The 21,275-nt window shown below is 47.5% G+C and carries 32 protein-coding genes; 13 read left to right on the plus strand and 19 right to left on the minus strand.

What is annotated here, in order from left to right; translation table 11 throughout:
• Window positions 1–26: 26 nt before the first annotated feature.
• From ADM98_RS17365 to ADM98_RS10275, 5 genes are all read right to left on the minus strand, one after another.
• Window positions 27–167, minus strand: coding sequence for a hypothetical protein (locus ADM98_RS17365; RefSeq protein ID WP_160315936.1), 141 nt, complete (start codon window positions 165–167; stop codon window positions 27–29).
• A 335-nt stretch (window positions 168–502) separates the two neighbouring features.
• On the minus strand, window positions 503–940 hold the full coding sequence (locus ADM98_RS10260; protein WP_053453415.1) for an Asp23/Gls24 family envelope stress response protein: 438 nt from the start codon (window positions 938–940) through the stop codon (window positions 503–505).
• A 42-nt stretch (window positions 941–982) separates the two neighbouring features.
• The gene (locus ADM98_RS10265) at window positions 983–1,189 is read right to left on the minus strand and encodes a DUF2273 domain-containing protein (RefSeq protein ID WP_035407857.1); all 207 of its coding nucleotides are present in this window, start codon (window positions 1,187–1,189) and stop codon (window positions 983–985) included.
• A gap of 15 nt (window positions 1,190–1,204) precedes the next feature.
• Entirely contained in the window at window positions 1,205–1,747 is a 543-nt protein-coding gene (gene amaP / locus ADM98_RS10270; RefSeq protein WP_053453416.1) for an alkaline shock response membrane anchor protein AmaP, read from the minus strand.
• Between the two features lie 283 nt (window positions 1,748–2,030).
• Entirely contained in the window at window positions 2,031–2,474 is a 444-nt protein-coding gene (locus tag ADM98_RS10275) for a hypothetical protein (RefSeq protein WP_053453417.1), read from the minus strand.
• A gap of 85 nt (window positions 2,475–2,559) precedes the next feature.
• On the opposite strand from ADM98_RS10275, the gene ADM98_RS10280 reads away from it, so the two are divergent.
• Window positions 2,560–3,288, plus strand: coding sequence for an SDR family oxidoreductase (locus ADM98_RS10280; protein WP_053453418.1), 729 nt, complete (start codon window positions 2,560–2,562; stop codon window positions 3,286–3,288).
• 65 nt (window positions 3,289–3,353) lie between these two features.
• On the opposite strand, the gene ADM98_RS10285 is transcribed toward ADM98_RS10280, so the two are convergent.
• From ADM98_RS10285 to ADM98_RS10295, 3 genes are all read right to left on the minus strand, one after another.
• Window positions 3,354–4,322 carry an LLM class flavin-dependent oxidoreductase gene (locus tag ADM98_RS10285; protein ID WP_053453419.1) on the minus strand — a complete coding sequence of 323 codons (969 nt, stop codon included), beginning with the start codon at window positions 4,320–4,322 and terminating at the stop codon, window positions 3,354–3,356.
• Window positions 4,323–4,384: 62 nt separating this feature from the next.
• Complete coding sequence (locus ADM98_RS10290; RefSeq protein WP_053453420.1) at window positions 4,385–5,074, minus strand: ABC transporter ATP-binding protein; 690 nt, start codon at window positions 5,072–5,074, stop codon at window positions 4,385–4,387.
• A gap of 109 nt (window positions 5,075–5,183) precedes the next feature.
• Window positions 5,184–5,576, minus strand: a complete 393-nt coding sequence (locus ADM98_RS10295) for a hypothetical protein (RefSeq protein ID WP_053453421.1) — start codon at window positions 5,574–5,576, stop codon at window positions 5,184–5,186.
• Window positions 5,577–5,772: 196 nt separating this feature from the next.
• Here ADM98_RS10295 and ADM98_RS10300 point away from each other — a divergent pair, with 196 nt between their 5' ends.
• Both ADM98_RS10300 and ADM98_RS10305 read left to right on the plus strand, forming a co-directional pair.
• Entirely contained in the window at window positions 5,773–6,291 is a 519-nt protein-coding gene (locus ADM98_RS10300) for a DUF4256 domain-containing protein (RefSeq protein ID WP_053453422.1), read from the plus strand.
• Window positions 6,292–6,398: 107 nt separating this feature from the next.
• Complete coding sequence (locus ADM98_RS10305; RefSeq protein WP_053453423.1) at window positions 6,399–7,271, plus strand: sensor domain-containing diguanylate cyclase; 873 nt, start codon at window positions 6,399–6,401, stop codon at window positions 7,269–7,271.
• Here ADM98_RS10305 and ADM98_RS10310 read toward each other — a convergent pair.
• Together ADM98_RS10310 and ADM98_RS10315 are read right to left on the minus strand one after the other, a co-directional pair.
• Window positions 7,254–7,943 (minus strand): alpha/beta fold hydrolase, encoded by a 690-nt coding sequence (locus ADM98_RS10310; protein ID WP_053453424.1) that lies wholly within the window; start codon window positions 7,941–7,943, stop codon window positions 7,254–7,256. The genes ADM98_RS10305 and ADM98_RS10310 overlap by 18 nt on opposite strands.
• Window positions 7,940–8,785, minus strand: a complete 846-nt coding sequence (locus tag ADM98_RS10315; protein ID WP_053453425.1) for an alpha/beta fold hydrolase — start codon at window positions 8,783–8,785, stop codon at window positions 7,940–7,942. Before ADM98_RS10315 ends, ADM98_RS10310 begins: the two co-directional genes overlap by 4 nt.
• Before the next feature lie 39 nt (window positions 8,786–8,824).
• Here ADM98_RS10315 and ADM98_RS10320 point away from each other — a divergent pair, with 39 nt between their 5' ends.
• On the plus strand, window positions 8,825–9,493 hold the full coding sequence (locus ADM98_RS10320) for an HAD family hydrolase (RefSeq protein WP_053453426.1): 669 nt from the start codon (window positions 8,825–8,827) through the stop codon (window positions 9,491–9,493).
• Window positions 9,490–9,873, plus strand: a complete 384-nt coding sequence (locus ADM98_RS10325; protein ID WP_053453427.1) for a GNAT family N-acetyltransferase — start codon at window positions 9,490–9,492, stop codon at window positions 9,871–9,873. Before ADM98_RS10320 ends, ADM98_RS10325 begins: the two co-directional genes overlap by 4 nt.
• On the opposite strand, the gene ADM98_RS10330 is transcribed toward ADM98_RS10325, so the two are convergent.
• From ADM98_RS10330 to ADM98_RS10340, 3 genes are read right to left on the minus strand one after another with little or no spacing between them, the layout of a single operon-like run.
• Window positions 9,865–10,302: a GNAT family N-acetyltransferase gene (locus ADM98_RS10330; protein ID WP_053453428.1), complete on the minus strand. Its 438-nt coding sequence runs from the start codon at window positions 10,300–10,302 to the stop codon at window positions 9,865–9,867. The genes ADM98_RS10325 and ADM98_RS10330 overlap by 9 nt on opposite strands.
• A 16-nt stretch (window positions 10,303–10,318) precedes the next feature.
• The gene (locus tag ADM98_RS10335) at window positions 10,319–10,774 is read right to left on the minus strand and encodes a hypothetical protein (RefSeq protein WP_053453429.1); all 456 of its coding nucleotides are present in this window, start codon (window positions 10,772–10,774) and stop codon (window positions 10,319–10,321) included.
• Complete coding sequence (locus ADM98_RS10340) at window positions 10,771–11,265, minus strand: sigma-70 family RNA polymerase sigma factor (RefSeq protein ID WP_053453430.1); 495 nt, start codon at window positions 11,263–11,265, stop codon at window positions 10,771–10,773. The genes ADM98_RS10335 and ADM98_RS10340 overlap by 4 nt, the downstream gene beginning before the upstream one ends.
• Window positions 11,266–11,411: 146 nt before the next feature.
• On the opposite strand from ADM98_RS10340, the gene ADM98_RS17660 reads away from it, so the two are divergent.
• Genes ADM98_RS17660 through ADM98_RS10355 form a run of 4 tightly spaced genes read left to right on the plus strand, consistent with a single transcriptional unit; the run spans window position 11,412 to window position 13,399 of the window.
• Window positions 11,412–11,678: a serine hydrolase gene (locus tag ADM98_RS17660; RefSeq protein ID WP_268760718.1), complete on the plus strand. Its 267-nt coding sequence runs from the start codon at window positions 11,412–11,414 to the stop codon at window positions 11,676–11,678.
• Window positions 11,560–12,435: a serine hydrolase domain-containing protein gene (locus tag ADM98_RS10345; protein WP_053453431.1), complete on the plus strand. Its 876-nt coding sequence runs from the start codon at window positions 11,560–11,562 to the stop codon at window positions 12,433–12,435. The genes ADM98_RS17660 and ADM98_RS10345 overlap by 119 nt, the downstream gene beginning before the upstream one ends.
• Entirely contained in the window at window positions 12,432–12,842 is a 411-nt protein-coding gene (locus ADM98_RS17370) for a hypothetical protein (protein ID WP_053453432.1), read from the plus strand. Before ADM98_RS10345 ends, ADM98_RS17370 begins: the two co-directional genes overlap by 4 nt.
• Entirely contained in the window at window positions 12,839–13,399 is a 561-nt protein-coding gene (locus tag ADM98_RS10355) for an AAA family ATPase (RefSeq protein ID WP_053453433.1), read from the plus strand. The genes ADM98_RS17370 and ADM98_RS10355 overlap by 4 nt, the downstream gene beginning before the upstream one ends.
• On the opposite strand, the gene ADM98_RS10360 is transcribed toward ADM98_RS10355, so the two are convergent.
• Window positions 13,357–13,713: a potassium channel family protein gene (locus tag ADM98_RS10360; protein WP_053453434.1), complete on the minus strand. Its 357-nt coding sequence runs from the start codon at window positions 13,711–13,713 to the stop codon at window positions 13,357–13,359. The genes ADM98_RS10355 and ADM98_RS10360 overlap by 43 nt on opposite strands.
• A 138-nt stretch (window positions 13,714–13,851) precedes the next feature.
• On the opposite strand from ADM98_RS10360, the gene ADM98_RS10365 reads away from it, so the two are divergent.
• From ADM98_RS10365 to ADM98_RS10380, 4 genes are all read left to right on the plus strand, one after another.
• Complete coding sequence (locus tag ADM98_RS10365) at window positions 13,852–14,655, plus strand: phosphotransferase enzyme family protein (RefSeq protein WP_053453435.1); 804 nt, start codon at window positions 13,852–13,854, stop codon at window positions 14,653–14,655.
• Between the two features lie 38 nt (window positions 14,656–14,693).
• Window positions 14,694–15,125, plus strand: coding sequence for a hypothetical protein (locus ADM98_RS10370; protein ID WP_152548183.1), 432 nt, complete (start codon window positions 14,694–14,696; stop codon window positions 15,123–15,125).
• 198 nt (window positions 15,126–15,323) lie between these two features.
• Window positions 15,324–16,154 (plus strand): DUF2268 domain-containing protein, encoded by an 831-nt coding sequence (locus ADM98_RS10375; RefSeq protein WP_235504880.1) that lies wholly within the window; start codon window positions 15,324–15,326, stop codon window positions 16,152–16,154.
• A 9-nt stretch (window positions 16,155–16,163) separates the two neighbouring features.
• A complete protein-coding gene (locus ADM98_RS10380; protein ID WP_053453436.1) occupies window positions 16,164–16,478 on the plus strand; it encodes a hypothetical protein in 315 nt (104 codons plus the stop codon).
• A 91-nt stretch (window positions 16,479–16,569) separates the two neighbouring features.
• Here the strand turns inward: ADM98_RS10380 and ADM98_RS10385 are convergent, their stop codons facing one another.
• From ADM98_RS10385 to ADM98_RS10405, 5 genes are read right to left on the minus strand one after another with little or no spacing between them, the layout of a single operon-like run.
• A complete protein-coding gene (locus tag ADM98_RS10385; RefSeq protein ID WP_053453437.1) occupies window positions 16,570–17,883 on the minus strand; it encodes a HAMP domain-containing sensor histidine kinase in 1,314 nt (437 codons plus the stop codon).
• Window positions 17,880–18,551: a response regulator transcription factor gene (locus tag ADM98_RS10390; protein ID WP_053453438.1), complete on the minus strand. Its 672-nt coding sequence runs from the start codon at window positions 18,549–18,551 to the stop codon at window positions 17,880–17,882. Before ADM98_RS10390 ends, ADM98_RS10385 begins: the two co-directional genes overlap by 4 nt.
• A gap of 16 nt (window positions 18,552–18,567) precedes the next feature.
• The gene (locus tag ADM98_RS10395; protein ID WP_053453439.1) at window positions 18,568–19,713 is read right to left on the minus strand and encodes an ABC transporter permease; all 1,146 of its coding nucleotides are present in this window, start codon (window positions 19,711–19,713) and stop codon (window positions 18,568–18,570) included.
• Window positions 19,710–20,387 carry an ABC transporter ATP-binding protein gene (locus ADM98_RS10400; protein WP_053453440.1) on the minus strand — a complete coding sequence of 226 codons (678 nt, stop codon included), beginning with the start codon at window positions 20,385–20,387 and terminating at the stop codon, window positions 19,710–19,712. The genes ADM98_RS10395 and ADM98_RS10400 overlap by 4 nt, the downstream gene beginning before the upstream one ends.
• Window positions 20,387–21,244 (minus strand): efflux RND transporter periplasmic adaptor subunit, encoded by an 858-nt coding sequence (locus ADM98_RS10405; RefSeq protein ID WP_053453441.1) that lies wholly within the window; start codon window positions 21,242–21,244, stop codon window positions 20,387–20,389. Before ADM98_RS10405 ends, ADM98_RS10400 begins: the two co-directional genes overlap by 1 nt.
• Window positions 21,245–21,275 lie beyond the last annotated feature (31 nt).

Raw genomic sequence — 21,275 nt, forward strand, 5'->3', positions numbered from 1 at the left:
CGATGAAAAAAGACCCGACGATTTCGTCAGGTCCTATAACAAGTACGTTGCAATTGGTTCATCGCGACTTCAGCACGTAGTCGCCGTCCGATTTTCACCGATGCTTGGAACTTACTCGGATCAAATAATCTAAAGCGACTATTAATCCAGTCTTGTCGATAGATCATGTGCGATTATCTAACGATTTCTTCATCTGACACTGTTCCATGTTTATTTCAGCACAGTCGAAATCATCCACACCAAACTCGAAACCACAACATGAACAAATTTCGTTACTCCCAGCATAGTGTTCATAATATGGCGGATCATCGAGTTCATCAAATCCACATACGGGACAGAGATAATGCGAATCGTTTTGTTTCAAAGATGCATCCCCTTTTCAAACAATGATCAAGCTTATATATCTATCGTACCTCATTCATCCACCACTTTTAAATATTACGTCATTTTTTTACATACATGAAAAAAGACCCGACGATTTCCGTCGGATCCTTCGACTTGCTTATTGTAGTTCGCGGCTTTTTTCTTCTTGCTCGTTGTTCGATTTATTTTTCGCTTCGAACTCCGCACGTGTCATGACGTCCTCGACATGCATGTTCACTTCGACGACTTCAAGACCTGTCATGTCACTGATCGATTTTTTGATTTTAGCGACTGTCTCTTGGAAAATCGACGGAATATTTTTGCCGTATTCGACGATGACTTTCAAATCAAGTGCCACTTGACGTTCCCCGACTTCGGCACCGATTCCTTTTGTAATGTCTTCCGTGCTCCGGAGACGATCCGTCAGTCCACTCATGAATCCACCACTCATTGACAAGATGCCTGTCACTTCATTCGACGCGATCCCTGCGATTTTTTTGATGACTTGATCTTCGAACGTCAATTTATTCTCGCGTACCACTTCGTTTTCAGTTGTTGTGTTTACTTCGTTTGCCATTTGAAATCTCTCCTTTTGAATGTTTAGTAAATTATATATGAATCAGTCCCGTTGAAAGAACTGAATCCACCCTTCAATATCGAGCGCACCATCGCGCCACTTTCCAATTAAAAATCCAATCGCTGCGAAGGCGACGATAAGGATTGTCGGACCAAAGCCAATCGTCAAGAATAAGATGGCGAGGATCAGACCGGCAAGTCCCCCGATCAGTCGGAACCGATACGGATAGAGTGCTTCTCTTGTCTTCATATTCCCGCTCCTCCTTTAGACGACACGTTCCGATGTTTTCGTTTTCGTGTCACTAATCGTGACTTTCGTACTCGTTACCGGCAACTCAAGTAAAGATTCGACAGCTTGTTTAGCTCGTTCTTGAATATCCTTCGCAATCGTCGGTAAACCCTCTTGTCCAAAGACCGAGCAGTCGACTTTTAGGGCGACCGTCTCTTTTTTCGAATGAATGTCGGCATGAACACGCGGTGTTCGTACGCCACCGATTCCACGAATCGACTCTAATGCCGTCCGTTCGATCGTTTCCTTCGAAATTGTGATTGTTCCGTCACCTGTTTGAATCAACAGACGTTGACCTTTCGAGCGGCTAAATAGTCCTGTGAATAATAGAATGACGAATACGAATGCTAAAAATCCTCCAATAGATAGAACGGTATAGCTATACCATTGCTGATCCTGCCACTGCTCGATTAACGAACTAAGGCGTGGAACATCATACACACCGAGCACAAGCAGCCCGACACTGATTAGTCCGAGTATGCCTATGATGACGAGTAAGAATCGATTGAACCCATTCATCTGCACCTCTCCTTTACAATTGTTATCTTCTTTCACCTAGGTGATTCAACACATGAAATATTATGTGTATGATGTGTTTATTCCCGTTCATTCGAACCCGAAACATTTAAATACACTTTTGTTAAAATGTTCATATATTCTGATTATTCAGACTAAATAAGTCGAAACTAGTGCCTTATTTACTATATTTCACGAAAAAAGACCTCTTCCAACTTAAAAAGAGGTCAACGATCGTTTTATTTATCATTAAACATACATTTCGTCAATATGTTTTTTTCGTTATTCATTTCACATCAATTGGAAAGGCAAAATCACCGTTCCCTTCTTTCCAATCGGCTGTAATCTGATAGACATACTTTCCGGAAGTTGAAGGAAGTGTGATCTGCCTAGTCTTCTTATATGTTTTCATCTCTTTATGATCTTTGACCGACCATAAGACAATCGTGACAGACTTCGGAGCTGGTTCCTCTTCAAAACGAATCGTCAATCGATCTTCAGGATTTGCTTGCGTACTCGGATCGCCTTTTACTAAATCGACGGCTTCCGACTTCGTATCAGCTACTTCTCCACGAAACATTCCTGACCAACTATAGGTGCCGGTATATACCTTCACCTCCCGATCTTCGATGGTCGCGGTAGGTTCAGGTGGTTGATGCCGAAATGGATCAAGTGATAAAAACCATCCGATTGCAATCACGATCAATCCAATAAAGAGATACCGTTTCATGAACAAACCTCCTATACGATGTTTTTAAATCAATAAAAGCGGCAATACCTCTCAAGGAGTACGTTATTTAGAAGGAGGAGTTCAGATGATTCAAGATAAAGTCGTCATCATTACAGGGGCATCAAGCGGTATTGGGGAAGCAACAGCGAAAGAACTTGCGAAACAAGGTGCAAAACTTGTTCTTGCTGCACGCCGGGAAGATCGTTTGCAAGAACTCGTCAAAGCGGTTGAAGCGGAAGGTGGTCAAGCCGTTTATCAATTGACGGACGTCACCGACCGTGAGCAAGTCGATGCACTCGCTAAACTTGCGAAAGACAAGTTTGGCTCAGTTGATGTCATCGTCAACAACGCTGGATTGATGCCACTATCACACCTCCATAAAAATCAGCAGGACGAATGGAACACAATGGTCGACGTCAACATTAAAGGTGTCCTTCACGGAATTGGAGCAGTCCTCCCGTATATGCGCGATCAAAAAAGCGGTCACGTCATCAACATCTCGTCCGTTGCAGGTCATGAAGTCATGCCGTCGAGTGCCGTCTATAGCGGGACGAAATTCGCCGTTCGCGCGATCACGGAAGGTCTTCGTAAGGAAGAATCGGTCGATAATCATATCCGTGCAACGATCATCTCACCGGGAGCGGTCGATACGGAATTGAAAGACCATATCTCGGATGAAGAGATTAAACAAGGGATCGGTGACTTGAAAGCCATCGATGCAAGCGCAATTGCGCGTGCCATCGCCTATGCTATTAACGAACCAGAGGATGTCGCGATCAACGAAATCTTGATTCGTCCGACAGCGCAACGTTAATTGAATGAAGACTTGTAGACAGGACCCCTCATTAGCAAAACAGCTAACGAGGGGTCCTGTTATGTTTAGAGAAGTCGCTCCGCGATCAGCTGGTACGACTGCAATCGTTTTTCTTGATCAAAGGCATTGTTGATCAGTAAAAACTGATCCGTTTGATAACGCGTTGCTAATGCCTCAAGCTCGCGCGCAACAACGTCCGGTGTCCCGACAATCGCCCGCCGTCGATCTTTACGGATCCGTTCCGCTTGAACGTCATTCCAGACCTTTGCTTCAGTCGAAGCAAACGACGGGACGATTGAATTCCCGAGTCGGACGCCTTGAATCCAGGCATCCTGTGTTCGAGCGAGACGTTCTGCTTCTTCTTGCGTCGGTGCACAGATGACGAAAACGCAGACGATGATGTCTGTTCCTCCTGCCTCGCGATAAGCAGCGAGTGTCTCTTCCCAACGATCCGGATTGATAAAGTGACCAAAAACGAGACCACGGTTTTGTTCTGCTGCAATCCGGGCGCTGCGTGGGGAAAGGCCCAGAATCGAGATCGGCGACGGTTGTCGGTCCCGTGGTGTTGTCTTGACGATCCGGTACGGGTGTCGATTCGATAAACCGTCTGTCAAAAAGCCCGCCGTTTCATTGACAAGTCGACTAAACTCAGCCGCTCGGTTTTCTTCTCCGTCCGTCAAAGCAAGTCGTGTCCGCTCGCTTCCACCTGGCGAATTGCCGATTCCAAGTTCGATCCGTCCTGGATAAAAGGCGTCGAGTGTCGCAAAACTCTCGGCGACTTTCAGGGGATGATACTGCGGTAGCAATACTCCACCTGAACCAAGTTTAATTGTCGCCGTCTTCGCACCCATCCGGGCGATGAACAACTCTGGTGCCGCACTGAGCAACCCATTCGTATTATGATGTTCGGCGAACCAGTACCGCTCATAACCAAGTCGCTCGGCTTCTATGACGAGTCGTTCCGTTGCTTCCATTGTGGCTTCGACCGTATCGCCCTCATGTAACGGTACTTGATCCAGTATTCCTAATCGCATCACGCATTCCTCCTCTACCCTTTAAGTGTAAGGGGTGGAGGAAGGGAGTTCAAAAACGAGGCTCAGACATGAACGAGACGGTCTTCGATGATGACGCCATCTCGCATCTCAATCGTTCGGTTCGCCCGTTCCGCAAGTGCCGGGTCGTGCGTGACGAATAACACGCCGCAGCCCTTTTCTTCGTTTAATGATCGTAAGAGATTGAAAATGATTTCTCCCGTATCCGTATCGAGATTGCCCGTCGGCTCATCGGCAAGCAGCCATTTCGGTTCATGGACGAGTGCTCGCGCAACGGCGACACGTTGTTGTTGTCCACCAGAGAGTTGCGACGGCAAACTGCCTGCTTTATCAGCGAGACCGACTTGCGCGAGTAACTGCTCTGCGCGTTCTTTTTTATCATATGGTACTTTCCGACCGAACAGTGGTGCCATGACATTTTCAAGCGCCGTCAGCGTCGGAATCAAATGAAACTGTTGGAAGATGAAGCCGATGTTCTCGAAGCGGAAGTCGGATAGTTCCTTACTTTTCAATTTGTTGATCGGTTTCCCGTCATAATGCAACTCCCCACTCGTCGGACGATCAAGCGTCCCGATCAAACTGAGTAACGTCGACTTTCCAGAACCCGATGGTCCGATGATCGAGATGAAGTCACCCGCTTCAAGTGTCACATCGATATCTTGTAACGCATGTGTCTCGACACCGTCTCCCGAAAATGATTTTCCCATCTGTTTGCATTGAAATGTTCCTTCCATATGTAAGCCCTCCATATATTCGTGATACCGTACTATTCAAGAATATATTGGGAATTCCTTCTAAATGAAAGGAAATAAAAAACAGTATTCTTTAAAAACAAGAATACTGTCAAGAAATACGTGGTTGAATAGAAACGAAATTTTTACGATAGGCAATCTCATACGGTAAGACGAACAACAGACAAGCAAGACCCGTGAATTGGATCATGCTACCGATTGGTGGTAAAGGTGACAAGGATGCCTCGTGCCACGCTTCATATAAACCGATAAATAGAAACAAGACGACGGCACTCGTCGTCACATAGATGAGTAGACGAAGGGTTAACGGATAGTGGCGAACAATCCATAACATTGGTAAACCAAAGATAAAATAGGATAACGTCATCGCAAACGTCCCGAACTGATAGACGATTTCAAAGTCAATCGTCGTCAGGAACGAATACGCCGTGAACGCTAAGAACGAAAGAATCGTCACGACAGCCGCATAACTGATCCAGCGCATACGGTTGGCTCCTCTCCTGAATGTCGTTCCTGTCCGCGCGATCGCGACAGAAACCGGATATGTACAATTAGTGTAGGCAGTCCGATTTCATTTGTCAATTGTCTTTAGATTGACTTATTCAGTCAATGAATGATTGCGTTGGAAACGGATTCATTGAATAATGGAAAAAATGGACTAGGAAAGTGAGGTTTTACCGATGGATGAACAGCTAACGATGTTTCGTGACCGCTTTGAGGCCACTCCTGATCGCCATGATGGACTCTCGTATGATGAGGTCGAGACACGTCTGACATCTTCAAAACGAGCAGCACTTGTATGGATGGAACAAACAGGTGGCGAGCCGAATGTCGTAAAACTAGAAGGAAGACTTGTCATCACCGACACTGTCAAAGAGAGTCCAATTGGTCGACGGAGTGTCTGTTTTGACGAAGCCGCTCGTCTTAGTCGAAAGAAAAATGCCCCTGTTGCTAGTATTGAATCGTTGATCGAAACGTTCGACTTACACCTATTGACACCAGAACAATATCAAGAACTTCAGACACAGTTTTCGTTTGACGAAAAGACTTCCAGTTGGCTTGCGACACCAGACATGATCCATCAAAAAGGTGGCGCCTTGTTCGGAGATCGTCGTTACGAAACGACCTTCGTCTATCACAATGGGGCAGATTCCTATTATGCCAGTCGTGGATTTCGTGTCTTCCTTGAACTCGATTAAATGAAAACATTCCGCTCAAAATAGCGGAATGTTTTTTGACAATTATAGGGAATAATACCCAATTATGATATGATGAGGCAAGAGTACGGGAGGTGAACATCATATTTGTGTTGGGATTGATTATTGGTAGTCTCGTAATGTTGCTTAGTTTTCGGTTATTTCGGCAGCAACAACCGGATACGATTGCGTTATGTAAAGATATCTTTTATGTGTTTGAAGTCCAGCCGGAATATCGATTCCGATATATCAGTCCGTCCCTCGATGATCATATCGGCAAAGGGGTCGCAGCCGCGAGTTATATTGATCCGGATGAGTGTTTTGCCCGGATTCATCCAGAAGACATCGAGGTCTTAATGTCGAAGATTTCGGGTGACTGCGATTACGATCAGCCATTTCGCCAGCGCTGGCGGACAAATGACGGGACGTACATCTGGTTCGAAGAATATGCGACACCGATTCGTGAAAATGGACAGATCGTTGCCATTCAAGGTGTAATCCGCAACATTGATGACCAGTTAAAATCACAACAAGCGTTGCTTGCTCAATACCGAACGGATTCCTTAACGCGGCTCGGTAACCGACACGCCTTCAATGAAGTGGTTCGCAAATTGGATCAAGCGGAAACGACATATGGTCTGATTCTGCTTGACTTGAATGAACTAAAAGAACTGAACGACAGATTCGGTCATGCTGTCGGTGATGCATTACTGGAACAGACAGGACTCTGCATTCGTCGCTTAACGGATCATGGTTACCGGATTGGCGGCGACGAATTCGTCTTGATTGACTACAGTCCGTCCCTCACTTCTTTTGAATCGTTCGTCGAACACGTCCACTCGACGTTTGCGACGCACGAAATCGGACTCGCAATCGGTGCCGTCCATACGACAACAGGACGCCGAATCGACGACGTCCTGCATGAGGCAGATGCGCGGATGTATCAAGAGAAGATGAAGAAACGCTTAAGTCGACAATACTGATTGACGCATCTTGCGTAACAACTCATTGAATCGCTCCGGTTGATCGAGATTCGCTGTATGCCCTGCTCCTTCGATTGGTAAAGCGGTGACGTTCGGCACGTGTGCCGTAACGAAAGCGGCTGCGTCAACTTCATAGTTTTCATTCGTCCCGTTCATGATGACGACCGGAAGCGTGATCGACTGCAGCATCGTCTCCGTCATTGTCGGGAAACGGAACGTCATCAAATCGAGGACTGCTCGTGCCGTCGTTTTCCAAGTCGGACCATGCAGTTGTTCGAACTGAAGCGCAATGTCCGGTGCATGCTGATCGATGTTGAGGAAATAGTCCCGTTGCTCGTGCATCAACGGTTCCATCGCTTCCGGAATGAACGGTGAATAACCCGTCACGATAACACCTTCGAGTTCGACCGGTGGATCGAGTGCCAATTGCATCGCAAGCGTCGCCCCAAGCGACAAGCCGAGAATCCATCCTGGACCTTCCTGTGCCATTCGTTCACGGATGGCATCTGTTGCTTGTTGTAAGTAATCGTCCGATGCTGGTTCCGTCGTGAACCCGTGCCCTGGTAGATCAATCGGAACGAACGTAAAATCAGCCGCGAGAGCGGATAGTTGTGGTGCAAAATGTGTGTCTGCCGTGCCCATTAAGCCATGTAGTACATACAAGCGTGTCATACGGTAAACTCCTTCGGTTGATGTAGTGTCAAAATCGCGCTTGCGACGACGTCCGGACAATCATGATGCATTAGGTGTGATGCGCCCGGAACGAACGTCACGTTCGCCTGATAGGATAGATTCGCCTGTCGCCGGATTAAATCCTGCCATTTATTTTCCATTCGTTCGAGTTCATCTTCCGGAAAACCGGCTGCCATCATCGTCTGGATCGATTTCGTTTTATCCCGACCGAGAACAGTCATCGGGAACCCAAGGTCGCGCATGAGTGGTTGAAGCGCCTTCGCATCAGTCTTCCACTTTGAAATGATGGCATGCATTGCCTGGTAATACGCTGGGTTCCAGTCCGTGCGGTCGTCACCATCCGGGAATCGATCGCGGAGGTCGGTTGCTGTCGCTAGCTCCGCGAATCGTTCGATCCAGACGGCGTCGTCCCCTTCTTGATCGAGTGTCGGTGTATCGAGCTGATCGAGTTCTTGTAAGTCAACGGATGTCGCATCAACGAGGACGAGTCCAGCTACATGCTCCGGCTGTCGTAAGGCAAAAGCTTGCGCGACGAGTCCACCGTAAGAATGTCCGACGAGTGTGACCGGAGTCGTGATGTCCGCCACATTAAGGATCTGTTCGATTTGCTGCAAGATGCCTGTCGTTCCGTTCATATAATCTTCCGACCATTCGTGCGGATGGAAGCTGACGACCCGGTAGTCCAGTGCTAGTTTCGTCAGAATGTCCGACCAGTCCTGATACGTCCCACCAAGCGAGGGTAATAACAACAACGGTCGACCTGTCGAACCGTTATCATAGTATGTCACTTGTTTCCCTTGTTGCTGAATCGTTCGTTCCATTAAAATCACTCCTCTATATTGTGAAAGGTGTTGTTGATCTTGATTCGTGCGCTATTGTTTGATTTAGACGAGACGTTACATGACCGAAGCGGGTCTCTTCCGTACTTTCTTGAGAACCAATATGAGCGTTTTTCAGCTTACGTCTCGCATATTCCGCTAGACGAGTACGTCAGCGTCTTCCTAGAGCTTGATCAAGGCGGGCGGGTCTGGAAGGACGTCGTCTATGCTGAAATGATTTGTCGCTTCCAGTTGTCGCTTTCTGTTGAAGTACTGCTACACGACTACGTGACGCGTTACCCGACCTTCGCAAGTAGCTTTCCGGGAGTCGACGCCTTTTTTGCGCAATTACCGCCTGATCTACCGATTGGTTTGCTATCGAACGGTCGGACGACGTTTCAACGTGCAGTCCTTGAAGCGATTGGACTCACTTCTGCCTTTACGCAAATCGGAATCTCGGAGCAAGAAGGCTTACGTAAACCGGATCCAGCGTTTTTCTTACGTGTGACAGACCGTTTAGGTGTTCGTCCAGAAGAGGTGCTGTTTGTTGGAGACAACTACGATCACGATATCTTACCGGCACGCGCACTCGGTATGCAGGCGATTTGGAAGCGCACGGGCGATGTTGCGTTGACCGACACACACTTTTCGGACTGGCATCAGTTGCCGCTTCCGTTACAAAATCTTATTCCAAAGGAGATTCATCCATGACTGAACAGATTCGCCGTTTCCAACCTGAAGATTTTGATCAGATTCATCGCTTGAACGAACAAGAAGGCTGGCAGGATCTCGTCGCTGAGAAAGAGCGGACGCGCCATGCATGGATCAATGCGAATGCCGCATACGTCCTCGAATGCGACGGACAAGTCCTTGCTTATGTCCGCGCTTTATCGGATGGTTACGTGACGACGTTCGTCTGCGAGCTTCTCGTCAGTCGCAAGGCGCGCAAGCAAGGATACGGACAACAGTTGCTCAATTATCTGAAGCACACCTACCCGACTCGCATTGATCTACTGGCAACCCGTCAGTCTGCTCCTTTCTATGAAGAGCAAGGATTTCGTGCTTTCCATGGTTTTCGTCAATCACAATGACGGTAACGACTTCGAGTAACTCGTACTCGTCACCCCGTAACCCATCGCCTGATAAAAGTGATGGGCTGCTTCGCGTTCTGGGCGATTGCCACTATTCAGTAAGATAACAGTCGCTCCTCTCGCTTGTGCCCAGTCTTCCGCTGCTTGGATTAAGCGGCGACCTATTCCCCGTCGACGATGCGTCGCATTGACGACGAAAGCAACGATCCGGACATAGGTCGTATCATGCTCGAACGCTTGCGCCTGAAATAGACCGACGCAGCCGAGAAGGATCCCGTCTTCTTCTAGAACAAGCAAATCATAATCCGAATGACGCGTGACCCGCGTAAATCGTTCACGTAACACATTCTCGCTTGCCGGATATCCGAGCTGCGCGATTAAACCGACCAATTGCGGCAAATCGCTAGTTGTCCAGGACCGAACGTTCATCTCTCTTCCCTCCTTTTTACCGTTCTGGTGACAGAATCATCACCCGTTCTCGTCCCTCTTCCTGACCAACGACCAGCACGTGCTCAGACACTGGATCGTCGTTGACTCGATAGACGGTAAACGCTTCGAGGTTCGACGAAAAATCAGATGTGTCTTGTTCCAGTCCCGTATCGTTCAAGACATCATCAGTAACACCAAGTCGTTTCCCTTTCAATTGTTGCCAGTCTAAATTCGTCATCTCTTTTGCTACTGTGTAAAACTGTTCATCATAATACATGCCGACCCTCATCGATTGCGATGATTGTTCGGGAATAGTCTCTTGTAAGGAACTAACACCGATGATTGTAAGACCGACGGCGAGAAAAGCGGCTTGTAGGGAACGCCGGCGTCGTTTCGCTTTCCGAATGCCTTGGACCGTTCGTTGTCTGACGGATGACGGTACATCAATCAAGATTGATCGCTCATGACTCATAGGCTCATCCCCTTTTGTCGTCGACGTACTTTTTCGAGAGCGCGGTATAGTGTGCTTTTGATTGTACTCAGTGGAACGTCAAACATACTCGCGATTTCCTGCAAGGACAAATCCTCTTCATACCGCAAGTAAACGATTGAGCGTTCGGTCGGCTCGAGGATCTCGAGTAAATCCTTTAGATACAAACGATCAACGAGACGCTCTTCAAACGACGCGGTTGGGCTGCGTTCAACTGTCAACGGTTGAAACGACGCACGTTGTTGCTTAAACGCACAATTCATCGTGATCCGCGTCAACCACGTCCTAAAATACGAGGCATTACGCAGACTCTTTCGGGCACGCCACGCTCGATATGCGACCTCTTGGACGTTCTCGAGTGCTGCCGACTCTTCTTTCAAATAAATGAAAGAAATGCGGTATACATAGTCCTCTTCTGCAAATAACGCTGCTTCAAAGGCAGTATCCGATAATGCCCCTGACTTTCGAAACACATCACTCGCCTCCTTTCTGCAATCACTCCCCTATTAGATACGCGTCACGTTAAAAAAGTTTCAATTTTTTCAAATTTTTCTTATAATTCCCTTTTCTTGCATGATTGAATTCGATAGGATGGGAAGCAGAGAGGATGATGAACGTGATGAAAGAGCTTACATATTTACCAAATCTTACACATTTTGAAGGGGTGGTTTCCATTCATCAGGAAGGAGAACTGATCTTTAGCCACGCTGACGGATTTGCGCATCGGGGATATCGTGTATTGAATACAGAGACGACGCGCTTCGGAATTGCTTCTGGCGCGAAACTCTTCACAGCGGTCGCCATCTTACGTCTTACGGTTAGTCGAGACTGGTCAACTAGCACTCGATCAATCCATTGCAACGATTCTTCCGGACATAGGAATTGATTTAGATGGCGTGACCGTACATCATTTGTTAACCCATACGTCAGGGATCGGTGATTATTTTGATGAGGAAACGATGACTGATTTTGAGGATGTTTTTCAAGATACCCCAATGTATCGCTTGCGTCGCCCGACCGATTTTTTGCCATTATTTCGTGATCAAAAAAGACAGTTCACTGCAGGCGAACGCTTTCACTACAACAATGCGGGGTATATCTTGCTTGGTCTCGTAATTGAACAACTCACTCAGCAAACCTTTACGGACCATATCACGAACGAATTATTCGCTCGCACCGAAATGACACAGTCTGGTTACTTCCGACTCGACGCCTTACCAACGGATACAGCGATTGGACACATCGAAGAGGCGGATGGATCGTGGCGAACGAATCACTATGCGTTACCGATCATCGGCGGACCGGATGGTGGTGCTTTCCTCACAGCAGCAGATATGGAACGATTTTCGCGCAGTCTCTTAACACACCAACTATTGTCTGAAACGATGACTACGCAACTCTTCCATCCCCATGTCGGTGTCAATGATGTAGCGTCTTACGGTTATGGTGTCTGGCTGAAACAACTCGACGCCACCCGCGAGAAATGGCACATCATGGGCTACGACCCGGGTGTCAGCTTCCATTCCGCTTATTATCAGCAAACCAATACGATTGTCACCGTCTTATCGAATACGTCTGACGGAGCCTACGCGCTCGTTCAAACTATCGAACAACTTTTATTTGAGAAAGGAATCCATACATGAAACTCTATATCGCTTCGCGCTTCGACCACACGTTGACCGTCCGCTGGCTCCGCGATGAACTCCGCTTGCGTGGTCATGATTTAACATACGACTGGACGATGAATGATCGGGCAGAGGATCCCGAAGCATTACGAAACATTGGTCTTTCTGAATTCGAAGCCGTCCAGCAAGCAGACGCCTTCGTCCTCGTGTTACCAGCAGGAAAAAGTAGCCACGTCGAACTCGGGGTTGCGCTCGCGACGAATCGCCCGATCTACTTATGCATGCCGGACGCAACCTACTTCACCGGTCCATTAGCAAGCACGTTTTATCATATCGGACGAACGACTCCTTGCTTCGGTACGAAGGAAGAGTGGCTAACGCAAATTATTGCCGATCGCTCACCGGAGGAACAACTGACGTCATGAGGACAGTCCTGCTAACAATCGGTCCGACACACGCTGGGAAAACGACGTTCGCCAAAAAACTTGCCCACTGTCTCCCCTCAAGCCTTGTCATCGATCAGGATCTTCAGGCGCGTTTTTTGCTCGGTCATTATCCGGAACTCGTCCCGACAGAAGGGGCAAATCATATCAAGCATGACTTGACGAAGTGGCTGATGGGGCGGGCAATCTCTTCGTCCATCGAGACGATCATCCTCTGTAACGCGAACCTCACACGGACCGGTCGAAAACAACTGTTGCAACACTTTCCCCGTTCGATCTTCCGCTCGATCCTCGTCTGGTTCGACTTACCTGAAGCGATGCTTGTTGACCGACTGACCCATTCGACACGCGATGGACGAGAGATCCGAGGCGACTCGTCGTACGATGAAATCTATCAACGACAACGGATCGAGCCACCTGCTCCCGGTGAAGCGGACCAAATCGTTCATTTTCGTTCAACGAAAGAGATCGAAACGTTTTTCGAGCACATCGTGGATCAATCATTTGATTCTTTCTTCGATGGCGAGTCGACGCCATGATGTTGACGTAACGCACGATTGAAGTTGGCAATCAAGGCACTGATCATGCCGATGCCAAGTAAAACATATCCCATCGAGAAAATCTTACCGAGCGGCGTCACAGGATGAAGATCACCATAACCAACCGTCGTCAGCGTCATGACCGACAAATACAGAGCATCGAGGTAACCAAGTGACTCAACACCATGATAAAAGAACATGCCAATCGCGAGTAACAATACGACGGATCCCATGACAGCTTGCTGCTCCTGCTGCTTGAAGAGGATCCGTAGCACATGGTACATATTCTTGAATACGATGAAAAATGCCAGCATGAGAATCGACCTTCTTTCGGCTTTTTAATACTCGATTCCCGTCTCATAGAAGAGACAATCCGTTTCTTCTAAATGGGTTCAGAATAATCCGACAATATGTAATCGATTACAATTCTAACACCGAAAGAGGTGACCGTTATGTCTGAAGAACAACGATTGACTGGCGGAAATGTCTCCGCTGTCTATCAAAAAGGCAACTATGTCTATCGTACACAAAATGAGAACAGTCCAAATGTTCACCGTCTATTACGCCATTTAGAAGCGAAACATTTATCCGGTGTTCCCCGCTTCGTCGGCATCGACGAACAAAATCGAGAGATCCTGACCTTCCTCCCCGGTGAGACGGCAGACTATCCGCTAAAAGCGTACATGTGGCGAGACGATGTCTTAGAAGACGTCGCGCGTTTGATGCGCAAGTATCATGACGCAACAGTCGACTTCGAAACCGGTAACTGGGAACCATTGCTTAATACCCCTACTCCATACGAAGTCATCTGCCACAATGATTTTGCTGTCTACAATACGATTTTTAAGGATCAACGTCTTAGTGGTGTGATCGACTTTGATTTTGCAGCACCCGGACCACGTGCATGGGATATCGTCTACGCCCTCTATACGTTCGTCCCGCTCAGTAGTAGACGGCAAGCACCTGACGGATCCGTTATCGATTATGTATCGGAACAGGATGACGCGCGCTTCGCAGAGCGCGTGAGTCGATTCCTTGATGCTTATGGTTATGAAGGTCCACGTTCCGAATTACTACCGATGTTATTGTTGCGCGTCGAAGCCCTCTATCTGTTGATTGACCAAAAAGCTGCGGACGGTGATGTTGCCTTCATCAAGATGAAAGAAGAAGGTCACGACGCACATTATCGTGCGGAATACCGTTTCATCGCGGAACATGGGGATAAGTGGTTCATCGATCAATCTTCGATAAAATAATGTTCGTCGACCTCGTTCATCACAAAGGAGTGACTTTTTTGAAGATTATTGATCTCGATTTTTTACTGACGACTGAAGAATATGATCTCGAACTGGATACGATGTCGTTAAAGGCAAACGACCATTATGCGATTGATTTCTATTTTTATGGAGCTGACGAAACATTCAAACTTTTGATTGACGATCCTTCGCGTGATTACTTTTTGATGCGTTTTGAAAAGTACGCTGTTTTTCTAGGGACATTGCAAGAGCATGGCATCATCGACGAGAAGCTTCGAAATCCATATCCAGTCGTGAAGTCAAAAGAATCGATATTTGGAGAGTTCGCTGCAAAGTATATGAAAACGAAGGAAATTTATACTGAACGGGGCGACTTGCACTTATTTGCCATCAGGACACATGAACAGGATTTTTACATTTTGTCCTACAGCGATCCAATCATCATTGATCATATGGCGAAAGAGGATTGAACAGCAGATGGTTTTACATTATAAAAAGAGGAGGATGAACGTATCTTGAATAAATCACTGATAGTACTTTTAACCGCTCCCCTTCTGCTTTTATCCGCTTGTACAGAAGAGCAAAAGACAACACAGCCTACTACTAAAATGATGTCAAAGAGTACAAAAGTATAATCTGAATCTGTAAAAATTGATGACGAAAGTAAATTGAACATTGTTTTTCTCTATGAACCATACAAAAAATATCTACAAGCGTCCTTAAAAAACAATGATCCTGAAGTCGATAAAAAGAATTATACGAAGTATGTCTTAAGCTACATCGACAAAATCGGGGAAAAGGAGCAGTTCGCGACAGCCGACTTAAAAGGTTCTCTGATGTTGCAATCAACCGTATACGAACAAGAGCTACTCGATAAAATCGAGAACTTGATGAAACAACAGGACAACATTAAAAAAATCATCAAAAACAATTACATCGCTTCACATAAAATCCTTCCCAAAAAGAAAAGTACTATTATTGTCGGCCCCATTAATCCTGAATCTTCTCTCGATATCCAGCCGATGAAAGGTGTTACAGGAGCAGCCTATAAAGATGCCTTCATTCTCTACCTGGATCCAAACTACGATCAAGACGTCTTAGCATATACGACGGCACATGAATATCATCACTTAGTCCTCATGGATACACCCGATTTTAGTTTAAATACGATTCTTAATTCCGTCATTATCGAAGGAAAGGCAGATGCCTTTGCCGACCGAATCGTCAAAGGCGTTTCCATTCCTTGGAATGTCGAGATGGATGAAGCGACGAAGAAACATGTCGCGCATCTCGTCAACAGCTATGAAGTATCGCAACTCGACTTTATCCTGGGTAACGAACAAAAAGAGCTTCCTCGCTGGAGTAACTATATGTTAGGGCGTGATATCCTCAATCATTATTTTAAATCGCATCCCGACCAGTCCATCGCTGACTGGACCTATACGGATCAATTAGATATCTTAAAAGGATACAAGTATCAAAAGATTCTTGAGCAATGAGGTGCTTTCATGAAATACACATGTCCCGTATGCGGATATGACCAAATGGACGATGTCGCTTATTACGCGAACAATGATGCTTCGTTCGAACTTTGTTCTTGTTGCGGCTTTCAGTTCGGAGTAGACGATGATGTCGAAATCGAGGATGGTATCTTCTTATCAAGAAGTGAAGCACACGACTTGTATCGTGCGAACTGGCTCAAGGACGGTGCTAAAATCTTTAGTGATTATGCCTATACACCTGATCAAGACGCAGGTGAACCTTTGAAAAGAAGGATACTACACAAACAATTACGAAGGATGCATATCAAGCTAGACAACTAAGCTGAATCCACATTGATGACTTACGCAAATGAAAAGGAGCGCAACACTTCACGATAACATCGTGTAAGTCCGCGCTTCTTTTTGTCTGTCATCATTCACGCGTCTCGTGCGCCGTTAACGTAACGGTCACGATTGCGCCTTGATCTGGATGATTCTCAATCGTCAACTCACCATCATGTAAATCAATGATTCGTTTAACGATCGATAATCCAAGACCATGTCCTTCATTCGCTCGTGACTGTTCGCCCTGATAAAAGCGATCGAATACGTACGGTAAGTCCTGTTCTGCGATTCCTGGTCCTTCATCGCGGATCGTGACACGAATGTTCTTTCCTTCACGTAAGGTAACTTCTAATACTCCCGACTCTGGCGAAAACCGAATCGCGTTCTCAAGCAGATTGAGCCAGACGTGCTGCATCAGTTCCTCTTCCCACTCGACGGACACTTCTGGTAAATCAAGCTCCAGTCGAAGTGATATCTCCGTCCACTGCCGTTCCAGTAGTAAAAGACATGTCCGAAGTTGTTCATCAAGTCGATACCGTTTCCGCTCGATGATCGTCTGATGATCAAGCCGCGATAAGCGGACGAGATTCGACGTCAAGCGTGATAGACGGGTGCTCTCTTGCTCCATGATCGTCAAGTACTGCTGCCGTTTATCCGAGTTTTCTTCTGTCTGTAACAACCTAGAAAATCCTTGAATCGAAGCAATCGGTGTCTTCAGCTCATGCGAGATCGAGGCAACGAGATCTTTTGCGAGATGGTCGTTTCGTCGCAGTGCTTCGGTCATGTGGTTGAAGTTTTCAACGAGGAGTGCGACCTCATCATTTCCACCTTCCTTGATCGAGACATCATAGTTTCCGTTCGTCACTTCAATCGCCGCTTCACTGATGCTACGAATCCGTCGTGTCACGAGCGTGACGGCAAGCCAGGTCAGGATGAAGGCGACGCCGATCGTGATGACGATACCGATTCCAGCTGACGTTCGTAATCCGTCAAGGATGCGTTGTCCGGCAATCGGTGTCGAGACGAGATATCCTGTCTCCGTCTCGCGAATGTATTGCGACGGTTCGAGCCACGCCCCATCGATCGTGATTTCACCCTTTTGCTGTAATTGGTCACGTTCTGACGACGATAATGACTGTACTTGATTGAGCGACGTGTATTGTGTCGTCTGAATCAAAGACTGATCCATATACTGACTCGCCTCAGCGAACGACAGATTTTGGTCTTGCATCAATCGTTCAATCTGATCCGTTCGTTGTTGCAATTGATTATTTAGGTCTTGATCGACTTCTTGGAACTGGAACCAGACCGTCATGACGAATGGTAAAAGAAGTGGCAGTAACAACAAACCGAATAGGATCACGAAAAAACGACCGGAAATCGAGCGGACGAAGCGCTTCACTGGATCACTCCTTTATATCCGAGTCCCCAGACCGTCTCGATCGTAAAATCATCATAGTCACTGAACTTGTCACGCAACCGTTTGATGTGAACATCAACCGTCCGACTGTCGCTCTCGGCGTCATATCCCCAAATCTCATCCATCAATTGCTGGCGTGTAAAAATTTGTTTTGGATGTGCTAATAAGCGATAGAGCAGTTGGAATTCTTTCTGTGGTAACGGCATCTCCCCACGAGGCGTCACGACCGTTGCGTCCGTTATCCGTAGTTGCAGGGCACCCACGATTAATTCTTGTGCTGCTACGATCTTTGACCGACGTAGCAACGCGCGGATTCGTAGTAAGAGTTCATCTAAGTCAACTGGTTTGACCATATAATCATCAGCACCCGTCGTAAAACCAGCTTCTTTATCTTGAAAGGAATCCAGTACCGTCAACATCAAGACAGGCTGTTCGTATCCTGATTCACGCAGCAACTCAACCAGTTCGATCCCTGAGACGTGCGGCATCATCACATCCGTTACGACGAGATCGACGTGTTGTTGATCCAGTTGATCGAGTGCGTCTTTCCCGTCTCTCGATTCAATCACCGTAAAGCCGGCGGACCGGAGTGTCTCGCCGAGTAACAGACGGACATTCCGGTCATCTTCGGCAATCAAAATCGTTACCATCGTCCTCCTCCTTCACTTAAACATTTCGTAAGGCTTCGATCGGATTCAAACGAGATGCCTTTCGCGCTGGCATATAACCGAACAAGACACCGACACCGATCGAGAATCCGGCGGCAAGCAGAATCGTACTCACGGAGAGCGTGAACGGTGTACTGATCATCAGACTGACGCCAAATGCGAGCATCGCTCCGACAAGAATTCCGATCACTCCACCCATCAAGGACAGCAAAATCGATTCCAAGAGGAACTGTAGGCGTATCGTACGTGGTTTCGCACCGAGTGCTATTCGTAAGCCAATCTCCGTCGTTCGTTCCGTGACCGAGACGAGCATCATGTTCATGATGCCGATCCCGCCGACGATCAAGGAAATCGACGCAATACCCGTCAACAAGAGCGAGAGCATCGTATTGATTTGGTCAATCGAATCGAGGGCTTCATCCAAGCTGACGACGTTATACGTATCGTCGCGTCCGTTATAGAACTGGTACAGCTTTGCCGTGACATCCCGTTTGACGGTCGCGACGTCAGCTGCGTCCGTCTTGAAGATATCCACTTGCTTAACGGCTGTCACCCCAAGCGTCCGCAGGGCCGTCGTATACGGGATGACGATTTGATCGCCATCCGCGTCACTGACACCGACGATCCGATAATTGAGTCCATCGAGCTTGATCGTCTTACCGATCGCGACCTGACCCGGATAGAGTGTTCGGGCGACGGATGGACTGACGACGGCGACATGCGTCTGTTGTTTCACATCACTGATGACGATGCCGCGTCCTTGCGGGACATCTTCAGATTCCCGGTAATAGATGTGATTTCGCCCTTCGATCGTCACCAGGTCGAGTGAGTGATTTTCGACACGGATGTCCCGGACCGTCGAGACGGTCGGTGAGACACCGCGTGTTCCTTTAATCGTGTTTAACTCTTCCAGTTGTGCAGGTGATAATCCTTCTTTCAACGGCGTCTCTGTCGTTTGGACCGTTAATTTATTGGCACCGAACGAGGCGACCTCTTCATTGATTGAGGCCGTCGCGCCGTTGACGATTGAAATCAAGGCGATGATCGATGCGACACCGATGATGACACCGAGCGTTGTCAAGAACGACCGCATCTTATGATGCCAGATATTCGACCATGCCATCCGTAACGTTTCGCGAATCATGTCGTCACCTCCGTCACCTGACCATCTTCGATCCGGATGATCCGGCGGGCTTGCTTAGCAATATTGACATCGTGTGTGATCATGATGATCGTCTTCCCTTCCTCTGAGAGGCTCTCGAACAACTCCATGATTTGTTTCCCTGTCTTTTGATCGAGCGCTCCGGTCGGCTCATCGGCGAGTAAGATCGTCGGTCGCGTCACGAGCGCTCGGGCAATCGCCACCCGTTGCTGTTGACCACCGGACAGTTGACTCGGTAAGGCATCGGCTTTATCTGTCAATCCGACACGTTCCAATAGCTCAAGCGAGCGCTCGCGGCGCTCTTTGCGCGAGACCCCGGCATAGATGAGCGGTAATTCAACGTTTTGTAAGACGCTCATGCGCGGTAGCAACTGGAACTGTTGAAAGATGAAGCCAATCTCTTCATTGCGAATCGTCGCCAGCTGATCCTCTGATAGATCGTGGACGAGCTGCTCCTGCAAACGATAGATTCCACTTGAAGCAACATCGAGGCACCCGATGATATTCATCAACGTTGATTTTCCAGACCCCGAAGGTCCGAGGATCGTCACATATTCACCAGCCTCGATCGTCAGCGATACTCGATCGAGGACGATGTGACGATTGGTTCCTTCGCCGTAAGTTTTTTGGATTTCTTGCAAGTCAACGACCGGCATCAGGACGCACCTCCTGGTGGAGTCGGAAGTAGACCGGAACTACCGTTTTTACTCGGCAGGAAAACTTCGTCCCCAGCAGACAATCCGTCCTTGATCTCAATATCCTGTCCGTCCGTCACGCCCGTCTCGATGTATTGACGAGTCGTTTCCCCGTCTTTTTTCACATATACATACGGACGATCCGACTTCGAATACGAAATGACATCGAGCGATAATACAGGTACATCTTGTGCGAGTTGATATGGTAAACGTCCCTCGACCGTCATTCCGGGTAACCAGTTTGACGAGCTCGGTACCGATACATTTGCATTGAAATACGTACTTCCATTTTCCGTCACAGCTTCCGGACTAATCGATTCGACCTTCCCTTTGATGGTTTTATCAGATGCATCCGTCTGTAGTTCAATCGTATCTTCAACTTCAATCCGTTCGATATCTTGTTCATCAATTTTCAGACGAGCGATCAACTCTTTGTTGTCTGCAACAACGAAGAGGATAGTATTCGGGGCATAAACTTCGCCTTCCGTGACGTCAAGACGAACGAGTTGTCCGGAGCGAGGTGCCTTGAAATCTTCTCCTCCTTCGACGCTGACGATCGTTTGACCCGACTTAACGGTATCTCCTTCTTCAAAGCGAACGTCGGTGACACGGACATCACGATCACTGATGACCGTCTGTCGATCTTTCGCTTCAAGCGTGCCCGAGAAGTAGAAGAATGTTTGTAATGTCTTCGACTCGACGACCTCCTTCGTTCCTTGTGCCTCTCCTCGTCCTAAAAAGAGCGTGGAACCGATTAACAGGAGTACCAGGATGACCCCTCCACTGATCCAGTACCATTTCTTGCGTGTTCGTTTCATGTTAAATGCCTCCCTTGATTGGTGTTAATCC

The sequence above is a fragment of the Exiguobacterium sp. BMC-KP genome (genome assembly GCF_001275385.1).
Classification (GTDB): Bacteria; Bacillota; Bacilli; order Exiguobacteriales; family Exiguobacteriaceae; genus Exiguobacterium_A.